Raw genomic sequence first — 26,993 nt, 5'->3', positions numbered from 1 at the left:
CATGAAAAAGATGAAGGATGAATACGTATTAAGCGGTCTTGATTGCGGCAACTGCGCACGTAAAATAGAAACAGGTGTCAGCAAAATGGATGGAGTGGAAGCTTGCTCTGTTAACTTTGCGACAGGCACCTTAACTGTGACGCATGCAGATAAGCAAGAAACGATGTCGAAGCGAATTGAAAAAACTGTTCAGTCCATAGAACCTCATGTGAGTGTATCACCGAAAGAAGATGGTCATCATCACGATCATGATCATGGGACGAAAAATTTAAAAACGATTGTGCTGAAATTAATTGGCGGTGCAGTCATTGGAACAGCCGCTTTCTTTATACCTGAAGATGGTGTATTAAAGTTCCTTATGTTCTTCGCAGCATATTTACTAGTCGGCGGTGATGTGGTTTTTAAAGCGCTGAAAAATATCGTGCGCGGCCAAGTATTTGATGAGAACTTTTTAATGACCATAGCAACAGCCGGCGCTTTTGTGATTCAGCAATATCCAGAGGCACTGGCAGTGATGCTCTTTTACCAAATTGGAGAGCTCTTCCAAGGGGCGGCAGTGAACCGTTCAAGACGATCAATTAGTGAATTAATGAATATACGTCCAGAATACGCGAATCTAAAAGTAGGAAATGAAACGAAAAAAGTGAATCCAGAAGAAGTAAAAGTTGGTGATCGTATTGTCGTGAAGCCTGGTGAGAAAATTCCGCTGGATGGACTCGTTATCGAAGGCTTCTCGCTTGTTGATACATCCGCATTAACAGGGGAGTCGGTGCCGAGGGATGTAGAAGCAGGAAAAGAAGTTCTTGCAGGATTTGTGAATCAAAACGGTATACTTGAAATTCAAGTGCAAAAAGAGTTAAGCGAATCGGCAGTGACGAAAATTTTAGATTTGGTTGAGAATGCAAGCAGCCGAAAAGCACAGACAGAAAATTTCATTACAAAGTTTGCAAAATATTATACACCGGCTGTCGTCGTGCTCGCCTTATTGCTTGCCTTTGTACCGCCGCTTCTTATTCCATCAGCCCAATTGTCTGACTGGGTATACCGAGCACTTGTCTTTCTCGTCATTTCTTGTCCTTGTGCTCTTGTTGTATCCATTCCATTAGGATTTTTCGGGGGAATTGGGGCAGCGTCTAAACGAGGCATCCTTGTCAAAGGCAGTAACTATTTAGAAGCATTAAATTCTGTGAAATATGCGGTATTTGATAAGACGGGCACGCTCACAAAAGGAAACTTTACAGTGACCAATATTGCCCCAGCCAGTGGCAAGTGGTCAGAAGAAGAGCTACTTTCTTTTGCAGCACTAGCAGAAGCCCATTCCTCTCATCCTATTGCAGAATCGATTAAAGCGGCATACAACTCGCCACTTGATGAAAGCCAGATCGAAGCATATGAGGATATCGCAGGACATGGAATTAAAGCGAACATTAACGGTTCTCACGTCTTAGCGGGAAATCATCGCTTGATGGTGCGAGAAGGTATTGCGTATGAAAAAGAAAAAAGAAGCGGAACTGTTGTATACATGGCGATTAACGGTGCGTTTGCCGGATCAATCTTGATCGCAGATGAATTAAAGGACGATGCAATTGAAGCCGTATCTGCTCTAAAAGCGTCTGGTATTCAAACCATCATGCTCACTGGTGATGCTAAGCAAGTCGGAACTGCGGTCGCCCAGCAAATTGGTATTGATGAGGTACATGCAGAATTATTACCGCAGGATAAAGTAACGAAATTAGAAGAGATTGATCAGAAAAAATCGTCTCAAGAAAAGCTATTATTTGTTGGGGACGGTATTAATGATACACCGGTATTAGCAAGAGCGGACATAGGAATTGCAATGGGCGGGCTTGGTTCAGATGCAGCTGTCGAAGCGGCTGATATCGTCATCATGACGGACCAGCCATCAAAGGTAGCAGAAGCCATCGCTGTCGCAAAACGAACAAGAAGGATTGTCTGGCAGAATATCGCATTTGCCCTTGGCGTTAAAGGCATCTTCCTTTTACTCGGTGCTTTCGGTATTGCGACAATGTGGGAAGCCGTCTTCTCGGATGTCGGTGTCACCGTACTCGCTGTTTTAAATGCGATGAGGGTCATGAAATAAAATTGTAAGGAAAATTTCATGAATACCATCTTTCATAATGGACCCCCTCTTGTTAAAATAGAAGAAGTTGGATAATGGCATTTTTCTAAGCTATTATCCTTTTTCTTTTTTAAAGGAATGAAAAAGATAAGGTAGGTGCTTATGTGAGTAAGAAAAATAATCAATCTTCATCCATTAAATTTGCTGTCATTTTAACCATCATCGCTGCTCTTCTCATCGGTATATTTGTTGTGATTGGAAACAAGAACAGTCAAGAAGCACAAACAGTTGACAGTAAGCCTTCGATTAAAGGACAGCCTGTCATAGGAGACAAAGATGCAAAAGTGCAAATTGTCGAGTTTGGGGATTACAAATGTCCGTCATGTAAATCATTCGAAACAGACATTTTCCCAAAACTGAAAGCAGACTACATAGATAAAGGCGATGTATCATTTTCATTTATTAACTTGCCACTTCCTGTTCATGGAGATGGCGCAGTGTTAGCAGCACTAGCTTCTGAAGAAGTATGGAAAGAAGACCCAAAAAACTTCTGGGCATTCCATGAAGCTGTCTATCAAGCACAGCCAGATAGTGAAGCAGAATGGGTTACGCCTGCTAAGCTGACTGAACTAGCGAAAAAGACAACAAAAATCGATACGGACAAACTCAAAGATAACTTATCAAAGAAAACGTATCAGCCGCAGCTCAATACAGACGATCAGCTTGTGAACAAATACAAAGTGAATTCAACACCAACGATTTTCATTAACAATAAACAAGTTCAAAATTTCTACGACTATGATGAAATCAAAGAATTAATTGATCAAGAGCTTAAAGGGAAGAAATCATGAAGAATAAGCTTATTTACTTGTACAGTGCTTGGATTGTCTCGATCGTTGCGACGATGAGCAGCCTGTATTTAAGTGAAATTAAAAAGTTTATTCCATGCGATATGTGCTGGTTCCAGCGCATTTTCATGTACCCGCTCGTGCTTTTACTTGGAATTGCTACGTTCCGAGGTGATGTCAAAGTGAAGTATTACGTACTGCCTTTGGCTGTGATCGGTGCTTGCTTTTCCATCTATCATTATATGGAACAAAAGATTCCAGGCTTTGCGTCGATTCGCCCTTGCCTCAGCGGCATTCCTTGCTCTGTTGATTATTTGAACTGGTTTGGTTTTATCACCATTCCGCTATTAGCACTTATTGCATTTATTCTGATCATCATCAGTATGCTGCTGTTAAATGCAAAAGAAGATTGAGAAATAGCCTGCTTTTTAGCGGGCTATTTTTTATTTTTGCAAAAAGATAAAATTTAAAGAAAATTTGTATTGCTTTTCGCCTATGTCAGATATACATTAAGGGAGTAGTGTTAGATGATCAGATCATGTAAGGAGATAAGCGGAAAATGGCATGGGAAGTCTTAAGTATCATTGGTATTATCGCATTCGCCATTAGTGGTGCGATAGTAGCAATGGAGGAAGAGTACGATATTCTTGGTGTGTACATTTTAGGGATTGTGACAGCTTTTGGCGGTGGAGCGATTCGGAACCTATTAATCGGTCTGCCGGTGTCTGCTTTATGGTCACAGGGCAAGATGTTTACCATTGCTCTTGTATCCATTACGATTGTGTTTCTTTTTCCAAAGCTTTTGCTCAAGCACTGGAGCACATGGGGGAATTTCTCGGATGCGATTGGCTTAGCAGCGTTTGCGATTCAAGGTGCATTATTTGCTGTGCAAAGAGAGCTTCCGCTCAGTGCGGTCATTGTGGCAGCCATTCTGACTGGAAGTGGTGGCGGAATTGTGCGTGATTTATTAGCAGGGCGAAAGCCGCTTGTGCTAAAAGCAGAGATTTATGCAGTCTGGGCAGCACTTGGCGGCTTACTCGTAGGGCTCGGTTTAGCACAAGGAGAGATTGCTTTGTATTTGCTATTTCTCATCCTCGTCGCATGTAGGGTTTGTTCCTACCTATTCAAATGGCGGCTTCCCGCTAGGTCTTATTTTTTAAATAAAGGGTAAAACGAAAAAAGGGCGATTCCGCTCTTTTTTTTGTGTTTAATAAGAGCTGAATATCAGCAGATGATGGAGTTTTCGTGTAAAATAAAAGCAGGGTCTTTTGTTCATCATTTGAACAATACATATGATGAAAATTTTGTCAGCTGGCTGAATATCTGGATTCAGCCTTTTTTTGCCTAGATGGATTGTTATGTGTTGGTTTCACATTTTGCGGAATACTAAAGAAGCACTTCTTAGCGGACATATGTAATGAACACATCTTTGCATGTAAGCAAAACTTGACGAAAAATATACATAGGAGGGACATGTACTAGTGGAGATTTTTTTGGCAGTGCTCGTACTACTAGCACTCATTGCATCATCTAATATTATTAATCGTTTTGTCCCCTTTATTCCAGTCCCGTTAATTCAAGTGGGCTTAGGAATACTGGTGGCAGCTTTTCCTTCAGGTTTACATATTTCGTTAAATCCTGAACTATTCTTCGTTTTATTCATTGCGCCGCTGTTATTTAATGACGGGAAGCGTACCCCAAGGGATGAACTGTGGAAATTAAGAGCGCCGATTCTTTTGTTAGCCCTAGGATTGGTCTTTGCGACAGTCATTGTTGCGGGATATACCATCCATTGGATGATCCCAAGCATTCCGCTTCCAGCCGCCTTTGCGCTTGCAGCGATTTTATCACCAACAGATGTGGTAGCAGTCAGTGCTCTTTCCAGCCGTGTGAATATGCCAAAGGGCATCATGAGACTTTTGGAAGGCGAAGGATTGATGAACGATGCATCAGGACTTGTCGCCTTTAAATTTGCCATTGCTGCAACAGTGACTGGCGCTTTTTCAATTGCTGAGGCATCCTTTAGCTTTGTCCTAATTGCCGCAGGTGGTCTATTGACTGGATTTATTCTATCCTTTTTTATCATTCGTTTTCGCTATTTTCTCCGCCGTTTAGGAATGGACGATGTCACGATGCATATCATCCTACAAATCCTTACACCATTTGTCATCTATTTAGCCGCTGAAGAAATTGGTGTATCCGGCATTTTAGCCGTTGTTGCTGGCGGTGTGACACATGCCATTGAGCAGGATCGAATGGAAGCAAATTTAGCCAAACTACAAATTGCTTCATCAAACACATGGAATATTATTTTATTTATTTTAAACGGACTTGTTTTCGTTATTCTTGGATTGCAGATTCCTGATGTATCGACAGTGATTTTCCAGGATGAAGCGTTTAATAATATGCAGGTCATCAGTTACATCTTAATCATCACGCTGTGTCTCATGATTTTGAGGTTCTTATGGGTATGGCTCTTCTGGGCAGGGAAATGGAGCGCAACGAAAAAGCAAAACGTGAAAAAACCGAAGCTTCGCGCCTCGATGCTTATGACATTCTCTGGTGTTCGCGGGGCTGTGACTTTAGCCGGTGCCTTCTCCATCCCATTTACACTTGCGGACGGATCACCGTTTCCTGAACGGCATTTGATTATTTTCCTCGCAGCAGGCGTCATCCTATGTACACTCATTTTAGCTAGTGTGCTACTGCCTCTTCTATCTGAGAAAAAAGACAAGCAAGTCGCCGTGGATTTGGATACAAAGATTCAGCATGCGAAACGGAAACTGCTAAGAAGTGCCATTAAAACGTTAAGAGAAGGAATGAATGAAGACAACAGGGAAGTATCTCTTGCACTCATCAATGATTACCGAATGAAGCTGCGTAATATTCAGCGTGAGCCATACCAATTCGGGATGAGAAGACAAGAGAAAAAGATCAGGCTACACGGAATTAAAGCGGAGCAGATGAAGCTCCAACAGCTCATTGAGGAAGAGAAAATCGATCAACAAGAAGCCTATGAGCTCCAAGAAAGATTTCATGAGCTTGAAATGCTATATTCAAACTCATTCAAAATTCGTTTTTCAAAAGTGAAGTTTCTACGCTTGCTTCAATGGCTCCAATTATGGCGGCCGAATCAGCTCGTTTCCAGCGGTATTTTAGAAAACGAGGACTCATACAAGCAAATCCGTAAGAAAACGGCAGAGGCTGCTGTGGACTCGATCAAACAGCATATGACCGATGAAAATAAACAAACGTGTCATCAAGTGATTGGCTTTTACAACCAAGTCATTTATCGCTGTGAACACGGCCCAAGCTTCTTTCAGCAAAAAGACCGTTCGTTTGACCGGAAGAAAAAAGAGCTTAACTTCCAAGCTGTACAGACGATTCGAAATGAAATTCAAACGTTGTATGAAAATGGTGAAATCAATCGTGATATTGCCCATCATCTAAGGGAGTATATCAATGATATGGAAGCTGTTCTCTTGACCAATACGTAATGTTGTCATCTCCTCCCCTATGTTTTATGATGAAGAAAGAGAACAAGCAGGGGGAGATCAATGATGGCGTATTATGGAGCAATTGAAGCGGGCGGTACAAAGTTTTGTTGTGCAATCGGCAATGAGCACGGGGACATTCTCGAAGAAATGACGATTCCTACAGAGCATCCAGAAAAAACATTACAAAAGCTCATCCCATTTTTCGAGCAGCATGACATTGAAGCATTAGGGGTCGGCTCCTTTGGACCGATCTGTGTCCAAAAGGACGACCCTTCTTACGGTTATATCATGAACACGCCGAAAGTAGAGTGGAAGCATTATCCGTTCATCCCAGAGCTAGAGAAGCAATTAAAAGTCCCAGTATCTTTTACAACAGATGTCAATGCGGCAGCCTTAGGTGAATTAACAAAAGGAGCAGCTAAAGGGCTGAATAGCTGTATGTATATCACGGTCGGTACGGGTATCGGTGCTGGCGCTGTTGTAAAAAACGAACTTCTTCACGGACATTCGCATCCAGAGATGGGACACATCCTTGTCAGGCAGCATGAATCAGACGTTTTTGAAGGAGTCTGCCCAGCGCATGGGACGTGCTTAGAAGGACTGGCAGCTGGACCAGCGATTGAAAAAAGATGGGGGAAATCTGCTAAAGAACTGACAGAGGAAGAATCAGTTTGGGCACTTGAAGCCGACTATTTGGCGCAGGCGCTGATGCAGTACTCGCTCATTTTAAGCCCAGAACGCATCATGATGGGCGGGGGCGTCATGAAACAAAAGCAGCTGTTTCCATTAATTCGAGAGAAGCTTGCTACTTATCTCAATGATTATGTAGACCTGCCGCCGCTTGATTCATACATTGTCTCTCCTGGACTTGAGGATAAGGCCGGCATGATAGGTGCTTTGCTGTTAGCCATCGAAGCGAAGAAAAACGCCTGATAATAGAGTTTTAATGGACAACGTGAGATAATGAAAAAGATGGAATCTATGAAAAAGGTGGTTGTTAAAATGGTCAAAAGCTTGAATGATACCGTAACACTGAATAACGGAGTAGAAATGCCTTGGTTTGGTTTAGGTGTATTCAAAGTGGAGGACGGCAATCAAGTGGTAGATGCCGTAAAAGCAGCCATACGAAACGGATACCGCAGTATTGATACGGCTGCCGTTTATAAAAATGAGACAGGCGTAGGCAAAGCAATTAAAGAATCTGGCGTGAAACGAGAAGATTTGTTCATTACGTCTAAAGTATGGAATACGGATCAAGGCTATGACAAAGCGCTGGCTGCATTTGACGCAAGCTTGAATCGACTAGGTCTTGATTACTTAGACCTCTATTTGATTCATTGGCCTGGCCCAAATGCAGAAACATTTAAAGACACATGGCGTGCGCTTGAGAAGCTTTACAAGGATGGAAAAGTGAGAGCCATTGGCGTCAGCAACTTCTACATTCAGCATTTAGAAGAGCTATTAAAAGATGCTGAGGTTGTTCCAGCCGTGAACCAAGTTGAATTTCACCCGAAACTGACACTTGTCGAACTGCGTCAATATGCAAAAGAAAAAGGCATTCAAATTGAAGCATGGTCTCCGCTCATGCAAGGCAAGCTATTAGATCATGACGTATTAAAGGACATGGCTGCACGCTACAACAAATCTGTTGCGCAAGTCATCTTGCGCTGGGATCTACAAAGCGGCGTCGTGACGATTCCTAAATCAATCAACGAAGAACGCATTAAACAAAATGCAGATATTTTCGATTTCGAACTCTCAAAAGAAGACATGGAAAAAATCGATGCATTAAACAATAACGAACGCGTCGGCTCGAATCCAGAGACGATGACGGTTGGGTTTGAATAATAATGAAATAGAATAATGTTAAAAACACCTTTCGATAGGCATAGGAGTGATAAACTTCTGTGACTAATGGAAAAGGTGTTTTTTATTAATGAAAGGCAATCTATGATCCTAAGAACTCTTTAAATTGACCTTAAATATAATTAAATTTATGGAATTATAATGAAATAAATGGTAAATTATTAACTGTAAATAAAAGGAGGTTAATTATATGAAAAAAGTCATTCTTGGCTTGTCGCTAACTTTGGGTGCCACGATCCTACCTACGACATTTGCCGAAGCAACAAATGTTGGTTTAAGTAAGGAGCAAAAAGTACTTCAAGAAGATTATTCTAATAGTACCATGTATGTACAATCAATAAAGGAAACGAATAAAGGTGAGATGTCTACAAGTGCTTCGAAAGTGTATGCTAAAAGGCTAACCACATCTAGAGGGAGCTTTATGGCTTGGTCCAAATCATATGTAGATTGGAAATATTCTTCGGGTAAAGTTAAATCGAGTTCTGGTTCTCAAGATGCAGGCTATGTCTTCCCTAATAAAGTGGTGAAAAATGGTTCTAAAAGATACTATAAGGGATCTAAACTTCATAAATGGGCACATAAAACAACTCTTAAATTTGGAACACCTACTCCGTGGGGAGATGTTACCTTTGTGAGTAACTCATTTACAGATCGAGTTTGGGTTAATGGAAAAGGGAAACATGGTTGGGATTAATATAATAGATTAATAGAAAAGGCGCTACTTAAGAACTATTTACAAATCATAGTAGCGCTGTTTAAATATTATAAATAATCTCAAAAAATACTAAGAGGAGTTTTTGGAAAATGATCCATGTAAAAGGATTGACAAAAACATATCGACATCAGCCTGTATTTGAAGATTTACATATTCAAATAAAACATCAAAAAATAAATTTCATCATGGGGAAGAATGGATCCGGAAAAACAACTTTTATGAAATGCTTACTTCATCTAGAACACTATGAAGGGGAAATCTTGTTTAATCATCAGCCAATTGATCGAGTAAGAAATGAGATTCAGGTGATGTTTGATGATACTCCACTCTATTTAAATCTAAATGGCTATCAAAATATACGTTTATTGTTAAATCGCCCTGTTGATCAAAAAAAGTGTGATGAACTGGCAAGAGAATACCTACCACATGAGATACTCAAAAAGAAGGTCAAACATTACTCCTATGGACAAAAAAAGAAGCTCAGTTTCATTTTCATTGCCCTAACAAAACCAACTTATTTATTCTTAGATGAGATATCAAATGGATTAGATTATGGAACAATGATGGAGTTAAAAGCAATGATTAAGAAATGGTCTGAAGACATGACGATTATTGCTACAGGTCATCAGTTTGAATTTTATTCATCTATTGTGGATGAATTGTTTATTTTAAAAGACAAATCAATGATTCAAATCCATGACTTTCAGGAAAAAGGAGAGGATTTGGGTGACATCTATCAAGCATATTTATAAATTAATGAAAAAAGAGTTTTTATATCAATATTATGCCAAAGCATTTCTTATCTTGTTCATTCCATTAATGCTGATTTCGTTATGGAATGTATATGCTCAATATGAAACAACAAAATCCAACTATGCCCAATATGTAAAAACAGAAAGTGAATACAAAGAGCTCGGTATTGATATTAAGAAGGCTTTGACGATGCCAGTCAACATAGAAGAAGGAGAATTAGCCGGAGCTGAGGGGGAAGTTGTCGAGAATGTCTTGAAATATGATTATGAGCAGTTTATTCATTCACTTCATTTGATGGAACCGACTCAAACGATTTCAACAACTTTAGAATGGATGGGATTTATCTTTTATCCTCTCGTATTTGGTTTATATGCTATTTATTTATCAACATATGATGTTAAATATAAAACGCTGAAAATAAAGGCAGTTCGATATCAGTGGAATGATGTGTTGTTTTCTAAGCAATTATCTCTGTATGTCATCATTGTATTATTGATTCCTATTCTTTCTCTTATTTCTTATATAGCTAGTCATATCCTTTATTCTGCCATATCAAATGATATATCTGTTCAATTGTTTACATATAAAGATAGTAATGAACATTCTATATTGCTTCAATTCATGTTTGTTATTTGTACTAGTTGGTTATTTAGTACACTTGTTTTTTATTTAGGTAGTTTATGTCGAAGTTTTATTTTATCAGGGATCATCTACATGGTCTATTTTTTATTGATCCCTAACTTAGGTGTCTTTGATTTGAAAAACATGATTGCCAACTTAGCTTTGCACCTTTTTTCGTTTGAAGGAAACTACCAATTATTTGTGCCTATTCCCGTGAATATCATCACCATACTGATTAGTATTTCATTGCTATTCTACCTGTCATCATTGATGACTTATACGATTGTAAAACGGCAAAGTAAATATGTAGCCTAAATCCCTCTATTCTAAAATAGAGGGATTTTTTACGTACTACTTCTACGAACAGCCAAAAGCATTATAAAAGATAAGATCACAATACAGATCGTCCATGCCCATGCAAGCTCCATGCGTCCAGAATCAATCGCCACATAGATAGCGGTTGGGAGTGTTTGGGTTTTTCCTGGGATGTTGCCGGCGAACATTAAGGTCGCTCCGAATTCTCCAAGGGCTCTTGCAAAGCTAAGGATGCTGCCTGACAAGAGGGATGGCAGGGCAAGAGGTACAGTAATATAGGCAAAGACTTGGAATGAATGAGCACCATCTACTTTTGCAGCCCCTTCAATATCTGACTCAATTGTTGAAAAGCCCGCCTTTGCTGATTGATACATGAGCGGAAATGCCACGACTGTCGAAGCAATGACCGCCGCCCACCATGTGAAAATGACCGACTGATGGAAGATCCATTCAATCGCGCGCCCTATTACGCTATGTTTTCCGAATACGACGAGCAATAAAAAGCCAACGACTGTTGGTGGGAGAACGAGTGGCATCATCAGAAGCGTTTCCACAAGCATTTTCCCTTTAAAAGTTGTTCGCGCCATCCAAAAGCCAATCGTTGTGCCAAAAACAGTGGCCATCAGTCCGCTAACGATCGCCACTTGAATGGACAGCCAAATGGGTGATAGAAAATCTTCAGTCAGCATAGGCATTACGACACTTGAAAGCCATATTTCTTAAAAATAGTTTTGGCTGTATCAGATTGAAGAAATTGAAAAAAGACCTTGGCTTCCGTTAGATGTTTTGTCCCTTTGACAATCCCTACTGGATATATAACCGGAGAGTGCATGTCCGAATTTGCTTCAGCTGCGATTTTTACTTTTTTAGAAACGAGGGCGTCTGTTTTATACACAACACCAGCGTCTACATTTCCTGTTTCGACGTAGCTTAGGACTTGCCGCACATCCTTGCCGTAGACAGCATTCTTTTTCACTTGGTCCCATATGTTCAGTTTTGTAAAGATCTCTTTGCCATATGTACCAGCAGGAACCGATTCAGGTGTGCCAAGAGCAATCTTTCCTTTTATGTGCTGGGCGTCTTGAAAGCTTTTAATAGAGGAAGAGCCATCTTTTGGCACAATAAGGACTAGCTCATTTTGTATGGCGTCCTTGATATAATCTTGATCAATGTCTCCAGATTGAACAAGTTCATCAAAGGGCTCTTCAGCTGCTGAGAAAAAGAGATCCGCTTTTGCTCCTTGAGCAATTTGCTGCTTCAATGCGCCGGATGACCCGAAGTTATTTGTTAATGTCACATGTGGATGCTGTTTGTGAAAAGAGGCTTCAATTTCCTTTAGTGCATCCTGAAGACTTGCCGCTGCTGAAATCACAAGTTCTGTTTTTTTATTCGCATTAGATGGCTTCATCTCAGTTTGGCATCCACTCAGGAGCAAACATATGGAGATGAGGGCTAAGAATGTATACTTCATGTTCACACCTCTTATCATTCATTATCATGTATTTCCCTTTATTATAAGCAAACTTATTTGGGCATTCATAGACTTTCAGTAAAAAGAGAAAAGAAAAAGCCGCCTAATGGCGACTTTCAGTGTGACGACTAAGGAGATCGTTTGATCCTGTTTATTGCTGATAAAAACGCAGTAAATTCCCATTGATCACCTTGTCTGATAAGGAGAGCTCATTATTGGCTTTTTCTATATAGGGCTGACATACCTCATCCTGCTTAACGGGTTCTTTTGTTTTTTGATCATAGCAGGTGTTTTTTGTATAGAGATACTCATCTGTAATAAAGTTTCCGTTTCTCAATACAGCGAAAGGCGTCCGTTCATTTGAAAATAAATCATTGCCGAATTGAATGGAATCCTTTGTTTCAATCCCTAGTAAGTGAAGAAGTGTTGGCTTTACGTCTATTTGACCAGCTGTTTCAGAAATGGTCTGCGGTGCTTGATCCGTGACACCAGGAATGTAAATCAAAAACGGAACACGCTGCAGTTTGACCGCATCAAACGGTGTGATTTCCTCTTGATTGAGCATCTGTGCCATTGCCTCATGATGTGCCTCAGAGATGCCATAATGGTCACCCATGAGGACAAACATCGTATTGTGATACAATCCTTCTTCTTTCATACGATCAAAAAACTTCTTAATCGCTTCATCTTGATAGCGGACGGTCGTCACATAGCGGTTTAAAATGGTACTGGACGAATCATATTCATCGATAAACTGATCCTCCGGGTCAATTTCAAATGGAAAATGATTGGTCAAAGTAATGAACGTACTGTAATAAGGCTGCTTCAACTTTTTTAAATAATCAATGGATTGATCAAAGAAGTCGATATCCTTTAAGCCCCAGCCAGTGGAATTCCGTTCATTGACATGATAAGAATCGACATCATAGAAACGATCAATTCCTAGTGATTCATACATCACATCACGATTCCAAAACGTTTTATTATTCGCATGAAATTGGACGGATTGATAGTTTTCCTTTTTCAACTGCTTGTATAACGTGTCATATTCATTATCACTCGCTGTGAAAAAGACAGCACCGCTGCTAGAAGGATAGAGGGAATTAGCAACAATAAACTCTGAATCGGACGTCTTTCCCTGCTCTGTCTGCTGATAAAATTCATCAAAATAAAAACTCTTTTTAGCCAATTGATTTAAAAAGGGAGTGATATATTGTCCATTTACCTTTTGGTTCATAACAAATTGCTGCGTCGATTCAAGTGAAATGAACACAACGTTCTTGCCTTTAGCAAGTCCAAAGTACTCTTCGTTTGGTGCGCTGTAATCAGCTTTGGTGTAGTTTGCTACAGTAGAAAGCGTATCTTCATCTGCAAAGGCTTTTTGTCCAATGCGTGCTGTTTGGGCAGCACCGTCGTATAGGTGGAATTGGAACAGCCCGAGGTTTCTGACAATGACTTCACGATCATAAGAGCTTGTCAGAAATCGAGGGTGATCCATCATAGCTGAGCTGACATGAAACAATAGGAAACTACAGCAGATCGCATAATATGTTTTGATCGTCTTGTATGACGCTTTTGGGGCTAATGGTTTGCGCTTGAGCAGCCAAGCAAGTACGACAAAATCAACAAGCATTAGTACAAAAAGCGGGTGGAATAATTCCGTCATACTGCTGCCCATATCTCCCATGTTCTTCGCTTGAAATAGCACGGGAATGGTAATGAAATCAATATAAAAACCGTAAAAGATCGTATTCGATATCAGAATCGCCGTTAGAATAAAATTTGCAGTCAATAAAAAAACCTTTTGTTTGGTTTCATTTAAAAAGAGAGCTATCCCAAACAAAGGGAGTAGAAAGCTAAGTGGATTGATCAAAAGCAGCCATTCATGAAACAGATTGGCCGTTCGTATGTGAAAACCTAGTTGATAGATGATGTATGTTTTCATCCACATGAAGAGGATGGAATACACTAAAAACCAGTGATTTTTGAAAAACGCTTTCATTTATGTATCTCCTCACCATTCTGTATTCAGCTGCAAGGCAAAAACACTTATCTTAAACCTACTAAAAAAATGAGGAATGATCAATTCATAACTTATCTTTTTCGCAAAACTCTTTTTTATTCTGTTAGAACTGGATGGGGATCGATATGCCGCAGATGACGGCGATGTAATAACAGGTGACGACAGTGAGAGCAGCTAGTACGACTTGTTCTCCTGTGCTGCCTGTTTTGACATAGAAGGGGAGACGCACTTTAATGGAAGCTGGAAATAAAAATTTAATGCCGTTCACTGTCCCAGCATCAAGGATAAGGTGGCTCGCCATTCCAACTAGTAAACCGATACTTAGGCTGTCATTTGGAATGTATGTTGTCGCGAGAAAATAAATGATCAGTAGAAATAATAAACTGTGTGTAAATGTGCGATGACCGAACACGCTGCTGATCAGGGCCGAGAGCAGCGGAAATTTTCTACCGATTTTACTTTTTGTATGGCAAAGATCAGGAATCAAAGCACCTGCTGATCCAGCTGCAGCCATGATCACTGGGTCGAATCCGTAGTAGTAGGCGACGGCAGTTGAGGCGGCGATTCCGCCCATAATGTGTGTTTTTCCTGTCATGATGCGTACTCCTGTTCTGTTTTTTGTTCAAGTATTCACTATATCAAGGGTGAATTCATTCAGCAAGGCTTATTTCTAAAGAAAAAAAGGACAAAAGGGTTGGCTGATTGGAAAAACATTCTATAATAAGGGGGAAGTCATGTTGATACTAACGATAAGGATGCGATTCGGATGGGTAATGCAGACATTTTAAAAGAAATTGTTCTTGTACATTATGAAGTCAGCCGTAAATTAAACCGCAAGTTACTTGAGTTAGAAAAAGACATCACGCCTCCGCAGATATATGCTCTTTCTATTTTGATACAAGGCAAAGTATCAGATGCCGAAGAGCTGAAACAAAGACTCTCTTTAAACCCAGGTGCAGCCTCCATTGCACTCAACAAATTATGTGAGCAAGGTTATATTCAGAGAGAACGGGACAAAGATGACCCCTCACTCGTCCGGTTAGAAGCCACCGAAAAAGGGAAGGCAATTTATGAAAAACATACACGCCTGTTTGGGAAGGTGATTCAGCATATGATGTCAGACTTCACAAAGGAAGACTTAAAGACCTTTTTGACATATCTGCAAAAAATGAGACAGACCTTTCATGATGATTGAGCTTTTCCATTTTGTATAATGCGGCGCACTGTAGCACAAATTAAGCAGGCAACCGCATTTTATGAAAAGGGAGGAAACAGCGATGTCATTTTTCCAAAAGGATAAAAAGGCGAAAAGCGAGAAAGACCACAAGCAAGTAGATCAGCTGTTAGAAGAAGCAAGTAAAGAGCTAGCAGGCGATCCGCTTCAGGAAGCTGTACAAAAGAAGAAAAACAACGATCAATAAGCAGGTATAGGGCAGAGAAAAGAATCTCTGCCCTTTTTCTATGTTTTACCCTTTGACAGAAATGAGAATGTTTGATAACCTTCGTGTAGTAAAAATGAATAGAAATCCTCACGCTATGTCTCAGTGAGGTAGAGGTTGCGCGGATGATGAGTCACTCATGGGAGAGATGGAATCGAAGATCATGAGAAAAAAGGCATCAGCGCCGAAGTGTAGGGAGAGCTCCAACTTTCTTTATGCTGGGTCTGCATTGAATAAATGCAGGACTGCCACGTCTTTGAAGCGTGGAGGGCTATCCGGAGATCAAGGTGTATGTTTTGAAAAGCATGGACTGTTGTTCAGGCTTTTTTTTATGTTCTGAGTACCGAAGATAAGGGTATGCTGTTAAGAAAGTGACCCATGAACATAAAGAATACAAGTCATTGCTTCACAAATATATCAATGAAGATACTGCCGGGTCTGGTCCGAAGTGAATATAACGGAGGTACGGAAATGGAACAGACAAAAAAATGGGGTTTTTGGTTATTGACGGCATTTGTCGTCGGAAATATGGTTGGTTCAGGCATCTTTATGCTGCCAAGTACGCTTGCCCAGCATGCGAGTCCTTTAGGTGTGACGATGGCATGGCTTGTCACAGGTGGCGGTGTGCTGATGATTGCACTTGTTTTTGGGCATTTGTCCATTCATAAGCCGCAGCTAACGGCGGGACCACAAAGTTATGCAAGAGCACTTTTTAACGATCCGAAAAAAGGGAAAGCGGCCGGTTTTACAATGGTTTGGGGATATTGGGTAGCAAGCTGGATTAGTAATGTCGCAATTATTACGAGTCTTGCCGGTTATTTAACGACATTTTTCCCTATTCTCACCGTGAAGACGGAGATTTTCACCTTTGGTAAAGAAGCGATCACACTTGGTCAGCTGACAACGTTTATTGTATGTACCATTCTACTTTGGGGAACACATACGATCTTAATTACAAGCTTAAGCGCTGCAAGTAAATTAAACTTTATTACGACCTTTTCAAAGGTACTTGGGTTCGTCCTTTTTATTGTTGCGGGATTATTTGCATTCCAAACGGCATTATTTGAACATTATTACTTCCCAGTTGCAGCAGAGGGCGAAGGAATGCTCGGACTTGGAGGCCAAATTCATCATGCGGCCATTTCCACACTATGGGCATTTATTGGCATCGAATCTGCTGTCATTTTATCAGGAAGAGCGTCCTCGCAGCGCGATGTGAAACGTGCAACGATTACAGGTCTTTTAATCGCACTTTCTATCTACATGATTATTACTTTGATTACAATGGGCGTCCTGCCACACGATCAGTTGCAAGGCTCAGATAAACCATTCGTTGATGTGCTTCAGCTTATTATTGGGCCGGCTGGGGGAATTGTGATGGCACTGCTTGCGATTATTTGTTTATTTGGCTCGATGCTCGGCTGGATCTTACTTGGTTCAGAAGTACCGTATCAAGCAGCAAAGGCTGGCGATTTTCCGGCAGTATTTGCAAAAACAAACAAAAAAGGCAGCCCTGTTTTTGCTTTAACGGTTACAAATATCATGTCACAGTTATTTATTTTCTCAGTAATGTCTCGTACGATTAATGAAGCTTTTACCTTTTTAACGACATCAGCGACACTTGCGTATCTCATTCCGTATATTGTGTCTTCAATCTATAGCTTTAAAGTCATTATGCAAGGTGACACGTATGATCTTCAAAAAGGAAAGCGAACAAGAGATGGAATCATTGCGCTGATTGCAATGGGATATTCCGCTTGGGTCATTATTTCAGGAACAGCTGATTTGAAAACTTTTGGACTTGGCATCGGTCTGTTCTTAGTAGGTATTTTGCTTTATCCATTTATGTCAAAAGGATTTGCCAAAGGAACGGAATAAGGGAAACGTTTCTCCACATATGGAGAAACGTTTTTTTATGATGCAGAAGTTAAACGGTCCACGATAAACTCAAGCTGTCCTTCGAGAGACACGGGGTCATTAAAGAAGTAACCGACAGGGTCGATTTCAAATACGTGTTTCTTTTGTACAGCAGGAAGTGATGCCCAAATGCTGCTTTCATACACCTGGTCCCCTTTACTTTTTGAACCGCTCCATGGACTAGTGAAAATAAAGTCGCCTGCGTATTCTGGCAGCTTTTCAAGAGAAATGTTTGCATAGCCGACGCCGCTGTCAATGGCATCTTTTTTCACTGCCTTTGGCGCACGTAACTTCAGTTCGTCATAAATAATTTCGCCTCCGCGTGCAAAGGTGTTTCCAAAGATATAAATACCTTTATCAAAAGGTGACACGATTGAAACGGTTTTGTTGCCGACGGCTTTTGTTACTTTAGGTTTTAACTCAGCTATTTTTGTATCCCATTTTGTGATCCATTCTGTTGCTTTTTTCGGTGTACCTGTCATTTTACCGAATTCTTTCAGTTGATCTTTAAAGGAATATTGATTGTATTTAATGGCAACGGTTGTTGCAATTTTTTTGTATTTATCAAATTTCTCATCTTCACCCCAAGCAATAATCATATCTGGCTTCAAAGCGGCGACCTTTTCAACAGAAGGGTTTGTTCCAAGGTTTTTGACACCATCCGTTTTGCCTTTATAGAAAGGGTTTTTAAAGATGGGAGAAGTTGTAGCAATTGGCGTCTTGCCAAGTGTCACGAGGTCACCGTAGTAGCTTTCAGCCAGAAGCACAATTCGTTTTGGATCTTTAGGGAGTTTGACTTCACCTTTCACATCCTGATAGGTGATGGTGTCATCCTGGTTGTCGCCAGATTTTTTATTTGAAGTGCTGCCACAAGCAGCTGTAAAAAGCATGAGAATGGCTAAGGATATCAAAAGAAAGCCAGATCGGTTTTTCACAAAGTTTCTCTCCTATTCACTTTTATATGATAATGATTCTCAATTTCAATTATATCGTAACATGATGGAATGAAAAAAACATCGGCTATTTTAGGACCAAAAGAAAAATGGTGAATTTCTCCCGGTTTTTTGATGAAAATAAAGAAAATGTTCAGAACAATGATTTCAAAAAGGAAAGAAAATGATATACTAGACTTCGAGATTGATAATCATTATCATTGATAACGAATAGATATGAACGGAAAGGAAGAGACTGGTTTTGGGCTCACAATCGAATAAACAGCTGCCAGCCAAGGACGATGAGATGGATATTGTCACGAAGCCCTTTGGAACAGCAGCTGTTGTCATCATAGGAATTATCGCTTTAGCATTTGGTCTTTTTTTATCGGTATCATTAGGAGCAGCAAATATCCATCTACACACGGTATGGGAAGCCATTTTTCAATTTGATCCACAACAAACGTCACATCAAATCATTCGGGAATTAAGGCTGCCGCGTACAGCTGGGGCTGCACTCGTCGGTGCCTTTTTAGCTGTATCTGGCGCCATCATGCAAGGGATGACGAGAAATGCGCTTGCGTCTCCTGAAATTATGGGTGTGACAAATGGCTCTGCATTTGCAATTGCGATAGCATTTGCCTTTTTCCCAGGCCAATCTTCTTTCACATTAATTCTTTGGTCATTTGCTGGAGCCGCACTCGGTGCATCTATTGTGTTTGGTGTCGGTACTCTGTCTAAGGGAGGCCTGACACCAGTGAAGCTCGCACTAGCGGGTACGGCAGTTGGAGCTCTTTTAAGCTCGATCTCTACAGCAATTGCCATTCGGTTTGACGTCGCTCAAGACATGAGCTTTTGGTACGCAGGCGGCGTGGCAGGCTTGAATTGGAGCAACATTCAGGTTGTTATTCCAGTTGCCATTATAGGACTTGTGGTTGCGATGATCCTTGCTCGCTCGATCACTGTACTGAGCTTAGGTGATGAATTGGCAAAAGGACTCGGGCAGTATACGAAAACGGTCAAGGTGTTAGGAATATTGGTCGTGATTCTTTTAACTGGTGCTGCTGTGTCAGTGGCAGGCTCAATTGGCTTTATCGGGCTTGTCATTCCCCATGTCACTCGATTCTTGGTCGGAGTAGACTACCGGTGGATTATCCCTTGCTCAGCTATTTTAGGTGCCATTTTGTTAATTTATGCAGACATAGCGGCAAGACTGGTCAATGCTCCATTTGAAACGCCAGTTGGTGCCATTACTGCGATTATAGGCGTTCCTTTCTTCTTATATTTAGCGAGACGTGAAAGGAGCGGAATTTAAATGGAAATGGTGCAGCAGGCAAAGAAAAGGAAATATAAACGAACGATGCTGATGATCTTTTTAGCCATCGTCGCGGTATTTTTGATTAGTTTAAATACCGGGGAAATTCGTATTTCTCCGATAGATACATTAAAAACATTTTTTGGATTCGGAAGCGAAATGGATGAGCTGGTGCTGTTCGAATTCAGACTTCCAAGAATGATCATCGCTTTACTTGTTGGTGCTTCTATCGCTGTTTCAGGAGCTATTTGGCAAGGTGTTTCTCAAAATGGCTTAGCTGATCCCGGAATTCTTGGTGTGAATGCGGGCGCAGGCTTTGCTGTTGTGCTTTTTATCTTTGTATTTCAAGGCACGATGTCGAACTTAGGTCAATTGACGATTTTTATCCTGCCGCTTTTCGCATTTGCAGGAGCAGCCTTTGCTGCATTTCTCATCTATGTGTTAGCGTGGAAAAAAGGCATCACACCTGTTCGATTAATTTTAACGGGTATTGGCGTCAACGCTGCGTTTTCAGCAGCAATTGTGGTCATTCAATTAAAAATGAGTCCAAATGATTTTAACCAAGCCATCGTGTGGCTATCAGGAAGTATTTGGGGCTCAAGCTGGATGTATGTCTTATCAGTTCTGCCATGGATGCTTATTTTCCTTGTGTTAGCGCTTGTGAGAGCACGCTACTTAAATATCATGAATTTAGGTGACCAGCTGTCCTATGGATTAGGAATTTCAGTTCATAAAGAAAGAAGCTTCATGATGCTAATTGCCGTTGCATTAGCAGGTGCAAGTGTCGCTGTTGCAGGTAGTATCTCTTTCTTAGGGTTAGCCGCACCGCACCTTGCGAGAAAGCTTGTTGGACCAAAGCACCAAGGAATGATACCAGCCTCCGCGTTGATTGGCGCACTGTTATTATTACTAGCAGATACACTTGGTCGCGTCATACTTGCACCATCAGAGGTGCCAGTTGGTCTAGTCGTTTCTGCTTTAGGTGCACCTTACTTCATTTACTTATTGATGAAAACGAATTAATGAGGGAGGAGAAAAACATATGAAATCGCTTGAAACAGAAAAACTATGCATCGGTTATCAGGACCGTTTGATTGTAGAGGATTTAAATATCAGTATCCCAAAAGGCAAGGTGACAACATTGATCGGACCGAATGGGTGCGGGAAATCAACGATTTTAAAAACAATGTCCCGTATCATGAAGTCCAATCAAGGCGCTGTTTACTTAAATGGTCAGGCTATTCATCAAACGCCTACAAAAGAAATTTCAAAACAAATGGCGATCCTACCGCAAACGCCCGAAGCACCAAGCGGACTGACAGTGTATGAGCTGGTATCGTATGGACGTTTCCCACATCAAAATGGATTTGGTCGCTTATCAAATGAAGATAAACGAATCATCAGATGGGCACTTGAGGAAACGGGCATGATTGCTTTTCATGACCGGCCAATTGAAGCACTTTCTGGTGGACAGCGTCAGCGTGTATGGATTGCGATGGCACTAGCTCAGGAAACGGAACTGCTTCTATTGGATGAACCAACGACGTATTTGGACCTGGCACATCAACTCGAGATTCTTCAGCTGTTAGAACGGTTAAACAGAGAGCAGGGACGAACTGTGTTGATGGTCATTCATGATTTGAATCATGCGGCACGTTTTTCTCATTATATGATTGCCCTCAATCAAGGAAAAGTCATCAAAGATGGGACGCCTCATGAGGTCATGACCAAAGAGGTGCTTGGTCAAGTATTCCACATTGATGCAGAAATCGTACTTGACCCTAGAACGAATAAGCCGATCTGTTTAACTTATGACTTAATGAATCATGAAAGAAAGCTAGAAGCTGTGAATGGATAATAGAAGTAAAAGGAACTCGGTGGAATAGCCGAGTTTTTTTGCGTCCCTGAAAATTCCTAGTACTTCCATTTCCTCCAGTTGATATTTTTTCGCTTTTATGCAGAAAAGAGGTACTTTTTTACTTTAGACAATGGTAATATACGGTTAGAGATCATAGCTAGAAAGGAAAGAGATGCGTGGAAACAGCAAAAATATTGATTGCAGATGACGAAGAAGCAATTGTCAAAATGGTTGAACGCGTATTAAAAAAAGAAGGATTCAAGCATATATATAAAGCTTACCATGCAGATGAAGCATTAGATGTTGTCAAAAATGAGGACATCCACCTCTTACTTCTAGATGTGATGATGCCGGGTAAGTCTGGTTTTGATGTTCTTCCTGAAATGAGAAAATATACGAAAGCGCCCATTTTCTATTTAACTGCAAGAACGTCTGATGTAGATAAACTGACTGGCTTTGCTCAAGGGGCAGATGATTACATCACTAAGCCATTTAATCCGCTAGAGCTTGTGGCTAGAATTAAGGCTCACTTAAACCGAACATATATCTCTTTAAAAGAAGACCAAGATGATGCTCAAAGTCAATATGAATATGCCCATTTCTCTTATCATCCTCATTCAGCCGAATTGAAAGTAAGAGGAGAGGTGACCGCATGCTCAGCTCAGCTACTCTCTTTGCTGAAGTACTTTTGTGATCATCCAAATGTGGTACTTTCAAAAGATCAAATCTATGAGAAAGTATGGGGCGTTCCATCGTATGGTGATAACAACACCGTGATGGTTCATATTCGAAAGCTGAGAGAAAAGATCGAGTTAGATCCGAGTCAGCCAGAATATATTGTGACGATCCGTGGTATGGGCTATAAATTTATACCGCACCCAGCAAAGGTTCTTAAATAATCTATGAATTTACGAGCAAAACTTTTCTTTCACTTTGTTGGACAAATGTTTATTGTGATTGCTGTTTTTATCATCGGAAATACGTTCTCTGATAATTTATATTTAAAAAAATACTATGAGAACATGGCTGAAACCGGTCTAACTAAAGCTGATGGAGATACCCTCATGAGCTGGCTTTATTTCAATGAGGATGGAGAAATGGAAGCCGATGATCAGCTCAAGCAAGCGGTGAGAAAACGAGACGGTTGGCTGCAAGTCATTGATTCAAAAAAGGATAACGTCTATAGCTATCGCCGGCCTAAGACCATTCCAACATCCTATCAAAAGGATGAAATGATCAAAATCTTTGAAAAAAGGCAATTTAAAGATTACAAGATGTACTTCTGGCCAATTGAGATTGATCAAAAAAGCTTTATCGTGCTATATGGGTTCAAAACGAACAGCACAAAGGTCGCCAATTATCTGAAGCAGCACGAGAAAGACTTGGCTGCACTCTCTCAATATTCGGTTGAAACGAAAGAATTCTTGAAAAGAATGAATGGATCGGTGCATCTGTTCAATGATGAAGGGAAATATTTAAAAGGTATTCGAGCTAATACCAATTTGAAACATGACGTAACAGATGTTGAACTGCTCAAGTATCAATCAAAGCCTTGGGAGTTTAGAAGTGATCTGTCTTATATCAGAGTGAATAAAAACCTGTATATCATTATTTCTGTACCAAATAAAGTATACAGCCCAGATGGCTTATACGATAAAGAAACAGACGCTTTAAATCAATATACGACCATTTTAATTGCAGGTCTTGCGATTACAATTATTATCGTCATGACATTATGGTATTCGTATCGCTATGGACTGCCGATCTATCACATTATCCGCTGGTTGATTTTCTTATCTAGAAATAAATTGCAGGAACCAACCAATAGAAAAGGAATCCCAATCAGTAAAAATAAAAAAGGTCGTATTAAGCGGGAATACAGATTATTTGAGGATATCCTAAAAACAATGGATCAGCTCACACTTACATTAAAAGAGAATGAAGAAAACCGAAGAAAAATTCAAACCACAAGGGAAGAATGGATTGCAGGATTGTCTCATGATTTGAAAACGCCTCTTAGTACCATTTACGGCTACGGGCTCATGCTTGAATCTGATCAATATCAATGGTCCAAAGAAGAAGTCATGGAAATGGGACAGGTGATTCGTGAGAAATCAGAATACATGTCGACCTTGATTGAAGATTTAAACCTCACGTATCGATTGAAAAATGGGGCCTTGCCTATAAATCGAAAGCCGGTCGAGCTGGGTGAATTTTTAGCCTCTATTATGGACGAGTTTTCAAGAAGCTCTTTTTCTGAGGATTTTTCATCCTCTTTTGAAAATCAAACTAACGGTGTCATCTTTGAGATCGACAAAGCTTGGTTCAGACGAGTGATTGAGAACCTACTGGCGAATGCAGTCAAGCATAACCAAAAAGGCACGCATATTACAGCTGTTTTGTCTGAAACAAATGAAGAAGTTCGAATCGAAATGAAAGACAACGGATGCGGAATGGCACAAGAAACGGTCGATCATTTATTTAACCGCTACTATAGAGGGACAAATACAAATGACCCAACGAATGGAACAGGACTTGGTCTGGCAATAGCAAAAGAGCTTGTCTTACTGCATGACGGCGATATTCAGGTGGAAAGTGAACCTGGTGCTGGAACAACTATTGCGATTATCCTAAAAAAATCACCTCCTGTAAAATAGCCAAAAAACGATTTTCCTTTCTGAAGGAGATCGTTTTTTCCTGTTTTAGGATTGAAATCAACTTTGTAAACGATTACAATTAAATTGTTAACGTGAACAAATCATTTTCATACGATAAGAGGGATGGGGGAAATTTGATGAAAGCCTTTTTAGATGAGCAGTTTTTACTAAACAGTCCAACGGCGGAAAAGTTATATCATGAGTTTGCAAAGGACCTTCCAATCATAGATTACCATTGCCATTTAAGTCCTAAAGACATCTATGAAAATAAAACCTTCCGAAATATCACTGAGGCATGGCTTTATGGAGATCATTACAAATGGCGCGCTATGAGAGCAAACGGAGTTCCTGAAACGCATGTCACGGGTGATGCATCTGATTATGATAAATTTTTGGCGTGGGCGAAGACCGTCCCTATGACCATAGGAAATCCCCTCTATCATTGGACTCATCTAGAGCTGAGAAGATATTTCGGAGTCGAAGACCTATTAAATGAAAAAAATGCAGACATCATTTGGCAGAAAGTCAATGGAAAACTGCAAGGAGAGGGATTTGGTGCGAGAGACTTCATCATGAAATCAAACGTTGAAACCGTTGTGACAACAGATGATCCAATCGATTCACTTCAATATCATCAAAAACTGCGGGAAGAGGGATTCTCTGTACAAGTGCTTCCAGGGTTTCGACCTGATAAAGCACTTGATATAGCGAATGATCTGTTTGAAAAATATGTTCATGAGCTGGCAGATGCTTCAGCTACTTCAATACAATCCTACCAAGATTTTTTAAATGCCCTTCGCGCGAGAATTGATTTTTTCCATGAACACGGCTGCTTGATCTCAGATCATGCCATTAATGAAATGACATATGAAGAAACGACACAAGAAGAAGTGGAGGCCATCTTTCATAAAAGAATGTCAGGTTATCCATTGACAGAAAAAGACAAGATCAAATTTAAAACAGAGACATTCATTATGCTAGGTCAGGCTTACTGTGAGCGGGGCTGGGCAATGCAGCTTCATATCAATGCACTTAGAAACAACAATACGAAAATGTTTGAGAGACTCGGACCAGATACGGGGTACGATGCGATGAATGACGAAGACATTGCAAAGCCGCTTTGCCGCATATTAGATCGTTTAGATCAAGAAGATGCATTGCCAAACACGATTCTGTATTCCTTGAATCCAAGGGACAATGTCGTGATATCAACATTGGCTGGAAGCTTTCAAGACGGGAAGACACCGGGGAAGATGCAGCACGGCACAGCGTGGTGGTTTAATGATACGAAGCAAGGAATGACAGAGCAGATGATGGCTCTTTCCAGTATCGGACTGATCAGCCGTTTTATCGGAATGCTGACAGATTCACGAAGCTTTTTGTCCTATACAAGGCATGAATATTTCCGAAGACTGCTTTGTGATATCATCGGGGATTGGGTAGAAAAAGGAGAAGTCCCCTATGACCTAGAGCTGTTAGGGGAGATCGTGAAAGGAATCAGCTATGAAAATGCCAAGCAATATTTTCAATTTGACCGAGCCAAGCAGCTCCATCATCAAAGTAAAATCACATGAGGAAAAAGGTAAGAAAATGAAAGCGGTTTTATGATAAGATGGAAAAAAATCATAAAAGGCGGAATAGCATGACAGTCACAATTAAAGACATAGCAAAATTGGCAAATGTCTCTCATACCACAGTGTCAAGGGCTTTGAATAATAGTCCTTTTATTAAAGAGAAGACAAAACAAAAGATTTTGTCGATTGCAAAACAGCTGAACTATTCACCAAATGTCCATGCCAGAGGCCTTGTATCACAAAAATCGTTTACGATCGGTCTGTTTTTTACGAGTTTAACAGAAGGCACATCCTCAAGCTTCTTTGTGGATGCGTTAAAAGGCGTCAATAGCGTCATGACAGAGCATTACAATTTGTTTGTAAGGGGAATTGACGACTTTCATGATTACACAACCATTCATAAACAGCGCTACGATGGCATTTTGCTGATGAGCCAAAGCGAGCACGATGAAGCGTTTATCCATCATGTCAAGAAACAGGGCATTCCAATCATTGTGCTGAACCGCCGTGTAGAAAGTCATGAAGTGATGAATATATTAGCAGATGATAGTCAAGGAGCATACCAGGCGGCGGACTATTTCATTCAGCAAGGCCATCAACAAATTGCCATCATTGAAGGAAAAGAAGGCTTTAAATCGACTCAGGAGAGAAAAGCTGGTTTTCTCCAAGCGTTAATTGATCACCATATTCCGATGAAAAAAGACTATATGATCAAGGGTGACTACCATATGAAAAGCGGCTATGAATCAATGGAATCCCTGCTGACCCTTGGTCATCCGCCAACAGCGCTTTTTTGCTCTAATGATGACATGGCCATTGGTGCGATGAATGCTTTATATGCAAAGGGTAAGACGTGCCCAGGCGATGTCTCTATTATCGGTTTTGATGATATTGCATTTTCATCCTATACCACGCCTGCACTGACAACGGTGAAAAAGCCAATCGAAAAAATGTGTGCACTTGGAGCAGAAGCCATCCTATCCGTCATAAACGGTGAAGAACAGGAAGAGGATCATATGGAAAAAGTGTATGTCCATACAGAGCTGATGATCAGAGATTCAGTCAAAAAGGTGCAGTAATCAGCATCTTTTAAAGTGAGTTGTTCACGTGTG

At 40.5% G+C, this 26,993-nt stretch carries 25 protein-coding genes and 1 riboswitch; of the genes, 20 read left to right on the top strand and 5 right to left on the bottom strand.

Translation table 11 applies throughout. From position 1 onward, the window contains the following. Position 1 precedes the first annotated feature (1 nt). The 10 genes from MHI35_RS15330 (at position 2) to MHI35_RS15285 (ending at position 10,695) form a co-directional block, all read left to right on the top strand. Positions 2-2,101, top strand: a complete 2,100-nt coding sequence (locus tag MHI35_RS15330; protein ID WP_335349301.1) for a heavy metal translocating P-type ATPase — start codon at positions 2-4, stop codon at positions 2,099-2,101. Between the two features lie 143 nt (positions 2,102-2,244). Beyond that, complete coding sequence (locus tag MHI35_RS15325) at positions 2,245-2,931, top strand: DsbA family protein (protein ID WP_211063561.1); 687 nt, start codon at positions 2,245-2,247, stop codon at positions 2,929-2,931. Further along, a complete protein-coding gene (locus MHI35_RS15320; protein WP_012011257.1) occupies positions 2,928-3,341 on the top strand; it encodes a disulfide oxidoreductase in 414 nt (137 codons plus the stop codon). Before MHI35_RS15325 ends, MHI35_RS15320 begins: the two co-directional genes overlap by 4 nt. Positions 3,342-3,487: 146 nt before the next feature. Then, positions 3,488-4,099: a trimeric intracellular cation channel family protein gene (locus MHI35_RS15315; protein ID WP_144502912.1), complete on the top strand. Its 612-nt coding sequence runs from the start codon at positions 3,488-3,490 to the stop codon at positions 4,097-4,099. A gap of 310 nt (positions 4,100-4,409) precedes the next feature. Next, on the top strand, positions 4,410-6,425 hold the full coding sequence (locus MHI35_RS15310) for a Na+/H+ antiporter (protein ID WP_211063560.1): 2,016 nt from the start codon (positions 4,410-4,412) through the stop codon (positions 6,423-6,425). Between the two features lie 63 nt (positions 6,426-6,488). Further along, complete coding sequence (locus MHI35_RS15305; RefSeq protein ID WP_335349302.1) at positions 6,489-7,358, top strand: ROK family protein; 870 nt, start codon at positions 6,489-6,491, stop codon at positions 7,356-7,358. Between the two features lie 69 nt (positions 7,359-7,427). Continuing rightward, the gene (locus tag MHI35_RS15300; protein ID WP_012011253.1) at positions 7,428-8,273 is read left to right on the top strand and encodes an aldo/keto reductase; all 846 of its coding nucleotides are present in this window, start codon (positions 7,428-7,430) and stop codon (positions 8,271-8,273) included. Positions 8,274-8,481: 208 nt separating this feature from the next. Then, positions 8,482-8,985: a hypothetical protein gene (locus MHI35_RS15295; protein WP_335349303.1), complete on the top strand. Its 504-nt coding sequence runs from the start codon at positions 8,482-8,484 to the stop codon at positions 8,983-8,985. 110 nt (positions 8,986-9,095) lie between these two features. After that, positions 9,096-9,758 (top strand): ATP-binding cassette domain-containing protein, encoded by a 663-nt coding sequence (locus tag MHI35_RS15290; RefSeq protein ID WP_211063557.1) that lies wholly within the window; start codon positions 9,096-9,098, stop codon positions 9,756-9,758. Continuing rightward, the gene (locus tag MHI35_RS15285) at positions 9,733-10,695 is read left to right on the top strand and encodes an ABC transporter permease (protein ID WP_211063556.1); all 963 of its coding nucleotides are present in this window, start codon (positions 9,733-9,735) and stop codon (positions 10,693-10,695) included. Before MHI35_RS15290 ends, MHI35_RS15285 begins: the two co-directional genes overlap by 26 nt. Before the next feature lie 29 nt (positions 10,696-10,724). On the opposite strand, the gene modB is transcribed toward MHI35_RS15285, so the two are convergent. The 4 genes from modB to MHI35_RS15265 all read right to left on the bottom strand — a co-directional run bounded on the left by modB (position 10,725) and on the right by MHI35_RS15265 (position 14,784). Further along, complete coding sequence (modB, locus tag MHI35_RS15280; RefSeq protein WP_335349305.1) at positions 10,725-11,390, bottom strand: molybdate ABC transporter permease subunit; 666 nt, start codon at positions 11,388-11,390, stop codon at positions 10,725-10,727. Beyond that, the gene (modA, locus tag MHI35_RS15275; RefSeq protein ID WP_211063554.1) at positions 11,390-12,166 is read right to left on the bottom strand and encodes a molybdate ABC transporter substrate-binding protein; all 777 of its coding nucleotides are present in this window, start codon (positions 12,164-12,166) and stop codon (positions 11,390-11,392) included. Before modA ends, modB begins: the two co-directional genes overlap by 1 nt. 151 nt (positions 12,167-12,317) lie before the next feature. After that, positions 12,318-14,168, bottom strand: coding sequence for an LTA synthase family protein (locus tag MHI35_RS15270; RefSeq protein WP_211063553.1), 1,851 nt, complete (start codon positions 14,166-14,168; stop codon positions 12,318-12,320). A gap of 124 nt (positions 14,169-14,292) precedes the next feature. Then, a complete protein-coding gene (locus tag MHI35_RS15265) occupies positions 14,293-14,784 on the bottom strand; it encodes a metal-dependent hydrolase (RefSeq protein WP_050944121.1) in 492 nt (163 codons plus the stop codon). A 171-nt stretch (positions 14,785-14,955) separates the two neighbouring features. On the opposite strand from MHI35_RS15265, the gene MHI35_RS15260 reads away from it, so the two are divergent. The 3 genes from MHI35_RS15260 (at position 14,956) to MHI35_RS15250 (ending at position 17,506) form a co-directional block, all read left to right on the top strand. Continuing rightward, positions 14,956-15,384 carry a MarR family winged helix-turn-helix transcriptional regulator gene (locus MHI35_RS15260; RefSeq protein WP_211063552.1) on the top strand — a complete coding sequence of 143 codons (429 nt, stop codon included), beginning with the start codon at positions 14,956-14,958 and terminating at the stop codon, positions 15,382-15,384. 82 nt (positions 15,385-15,466) lie between these two features. Then, complete coding sequence (sspJ, locus tag MHI35_RS15255) at positions 15,467-15,610, top strand: small acid-soluble spore protein SspJ (protein WP_003213383.1); 144 nt, start codon at positions 15,467-15,469, stop codon at positions 15,608-15,610. A gap of 121 nt (positions 15,611-15,731) precedes the next feature. Next, positions 15,732-15,910, top strand: a riboswitch (Lysine riboswitch). 189 nt (positions 15,911-16,099) lie between these two features. After that, positions 16,100-17,506: an amino acid permease gene (locus MHI35_RS15250; protein ID WP_144521972.1), complete on the top strand. Its 1,407-nt coding sequence runs from the start codon at positions 16,100-16,102 to the stop codon at positions 17,504-17,506. 35 nt (positions 17,507-17,541) lie between these two features. On the opposite strand, the gene MHI35_RS15245 is transcribed toward MHI35_RS15250, so the two are convergent. Continuing rightward, positions 17,542-18,480: an iron-hydroxamate ABC transporter substrate-binding protein gene (locus MHI35_RS15245; RefSeq protein ID WP_335349306.1), complete on the bottom strand. Its 939-nt coding sequence runs from the start codon at positions 18,478-18,480 to the stop codon at positions 17,542-17,544. 259 nt (positions 18,481-18,739) lie between these two features. Here MHI35_RS15245 and MHI35_RS15240 point away from each other — a divergent pair, with 259 nt between their 5' ends. The 7 genes from MHI35_RS15240 to MHI35_RS15210 all read left to right on the top strand — a co-directional run bounded on the left by MHI35_RS15240 (position 18,740) and on the right by MHI35_RS15210 (position 26,960). Continuing rightward, the gene (locus MHI35_RS15240) at positions 18,740-19,792 is read left to right on the top strand and encodes a FecCD family ABC transporter permease (protein ID WP_211063549.1); all 1,053 of its coding nucleotides are present in this window, start codon (positions 18,740-18,742) and stop codon (positions 19,790-19,792) included. Then, the gene (locus tag MHI35_RS15235) at positions 19,793-20,815 is read left to right on the top strand and encodes a FecCD family ABC transporter permease (RefSeq protein ID WP_211063548.1); all 1,023 of its coding nucleotides are present in this window, start codon (positions 19,793-19,795) and stop codon (positions 20,813-20,815) included. It abuts the gene before it with no gap. A gap of 19 nt (positions 20,816-20,834) precedes the next feature. Beyond that, entirely contained in the window at positions 20,835-21,650 is an 816-nt protein-coding gene (locus MHI35_RS15230; RefSeq protein ID WP_144521978.1) for an ABC transporter ATP-binding protein, read from the top strand. Positions 21,651-21,826: 176 nt separating this feature from the next. Beyond that, the gene (locus tag MHI35_RS15225) at positions 21,827-22,549 is read left to right on the top strand and encodes a response regulator transcription factor (protein ID WP_144521980.1); all 723 of its coding nucleotides are present in this window, start codon (positions 21,827-21,829) and stop codon (positions 22,547-22,549) included. A 3-nt stretch (positions 22,550-22,552) separates the two neighbouring features. Continuing rightward, positions 22,553-24,307 (top strand): HAMP domain-containing sensor histidine kinase, encoded by a 1,755-nt coding sequence (locus MHI35_RS15220; protein WP_144521982.1) that lies wholly within the window; start codon positions 22,553-22,555, stop codon positions 24,305-24,307. 137 nt (positions 24,308-24,444) lie between these two features. Then, a complete protein-coding gene (gene uxaC, locus MHI35_RS15215) occupies positions 24,445-25,881 on the top strand; it encodes a glucuronate isomerase (protein ID WP_211063547.1) in 1,437 nt (478 codons plus the stop codon). A 68-nt stretch (positions 25,882-25,949) separates the two neighbouring features. Continuing rightward, on the top strand, positions 25,950-26,960 hold the full coding sequence (locus MHI35_RS15210) for a LacI family DNA-binding transcriptional regulator (protein WP_144521986.1): 1,011 nt from the start codon (positions 25,950-25,952) through the stop codon (positions 26,958-26,960). Positions 26,961-26,993: the final 33 nt, after the last annotated feature.

It is taken from the genome of Bacillus sp. FSL K6-3459, from assembly GCF_038003305.1.
Lineage (GTDB): Bacteria > Bacillota > Bacilli > Bacillales > Bacillaceae > Bacillus > Bacillus pumilus_O.
The sequence above is the reverse complement of the archived record's forward strand: the minus strand, read 5'-3'. Positions and strand labels throughout refer to the sequence as shown.

What these genes read in the sequence shown, in the direction of transcription:
- MHI35_RS15330 (WP_335349301.1), top strand. Translation starts at nt 2, where the DNA reads ATGAAAAAGATGAAGGATGAATACGTATTAAGCGGTCTTGATTGCGGC.
- MHI35_RS15320 (WP_012011257.1), top strand. Translation starts at nt 2,928, where the DNA reads ATGAAGAATAAGCTTATTTACTTGTACAGTGCTTGGATTGTCTCGATC.
- MHI35_RS15315 (WP_144502912.1), top strand. Translation starts at nt 3,488, where the DNA reads ATGGCATGGGAAGTCTTAAGTATCATTGGTATTATCGCATTCGCCATT.
- MHI35_RS15305 (WP_335349302.1), top strand. Translation starts at nt 6,489, where the DNA reads ATGGCGTATTATGGAGCAATTGAAGCGGGCGGTACAAAGTTTTGTTGT.
- MHI35_RS15300 (WP_012011253.1), top strand. Translation starts at nt 7,428, where the DNA reads ATGGTCAAAAGCTTGAATGATACCGTAACACTGAATAACGGAGTAGAA.
- MHI35_RS15295 (WP_335349303.1), top strand. Translation starts at nt 8,482, where the DNA reads ATGAAAAAAGTCATTCTTGGCTTGTCGCTAACTTTGGGTGCCACGATC.
- MHI35_RS15290 (WP_211063557.1), top strand. Translation starts at nt 9,096, where the DNA reads ATGATCCATGTAAAAGGATTGACAAAAACATATCGACATCAGCCTGTA.
- modB (WP_335349305.1), bottom strand. Translation starts at nt 11,390, where the DNA reads ATGCCTATGCTGACTGAAGATTTTCTATCACCCATTTGGCTGTCCATT.
- modA (WP_211063554.1), bottom strand. Translation starts at nt 12,166, where the DNA reads ATGAAGTATACATTCTTAGCCCTCATCTCCATATGTTTGCTCCTGAGT.
- MHI35_RS15270 (WP_211063553.1), bottom strand. Translation starts at nt 14,168, where the DNA reads ATGAAAGCGTTTTTCAAAAATCACTGGTTTTTAGTGTATTCCATCCTC.
- MHI35_RS15265 (WP_050944121.1), bottom strand. Translation starts at nt 14,784, where the DNA reads ATGACAGGAAAAACACACATTATGGGCGGAATCGCCGCCTCAACTGCC.
- MHI35_RS15260 (WP_211063552.1), top strand. Translation starts at nt 14,956, where the DNA reads ATGGGTAATGCAGACATTTTAAAAGAAATTGTTCTTGTACATTATGAA.
- sspJ (WP_003213383.1), top strand. Translation starts at nt 15,467, where the DNA reads ATGTCATTTTTCCAAAAGGATAAAAAGGCGAAAAGCGAGAAAGACCAC.
- MHI35_RS15250 (WP_144521972.1), top strand. Translation starts at nt 16,100, where the DNA reads ATGGAACAGACAAAAAAATGGGGTTTTTGGTTATTGACGGCATTTGTC.
- MHI35_RS15235 (WP_211063548.1), top strand. Translation starts at nt 19,793, where the DNA reads ATGGAAATGGTGCAGCAGGCAAAGAAAAGGAAATATAAACGAACGATG.
- MHI35_RS15230 (WP_144521978.1), top strand. Translation starts at nt 20,835, where the DNA reads ATGAAATCGCTTGAAACAGAAAAACTATGCATCGGTTATCAGGACCGT.
- MHI35_RS15220 (WP_144521982.1), top strand. Translation starts at nt 22,553, where the DNA reads ATGAATTTACGAGCAAAACTTTTCTTTCACTTTGTTGGACAAATGTTT.
- uxaC (WP_211063547.1), top strand. Translation starts at nt 24,445, where the DNA reads ATGAAAGCCTTTTTAGATGAGCAGTTTTTACTAAACAGTCCAACGGCG.
- MHI35_RS15210 (WP_144521986.1), top strand. Translation starts at nt 25,950, where the DNA reads ATGACAGTCACAATTAAAGACATAGCAAAATTGGCAAATGTCTCTCAT.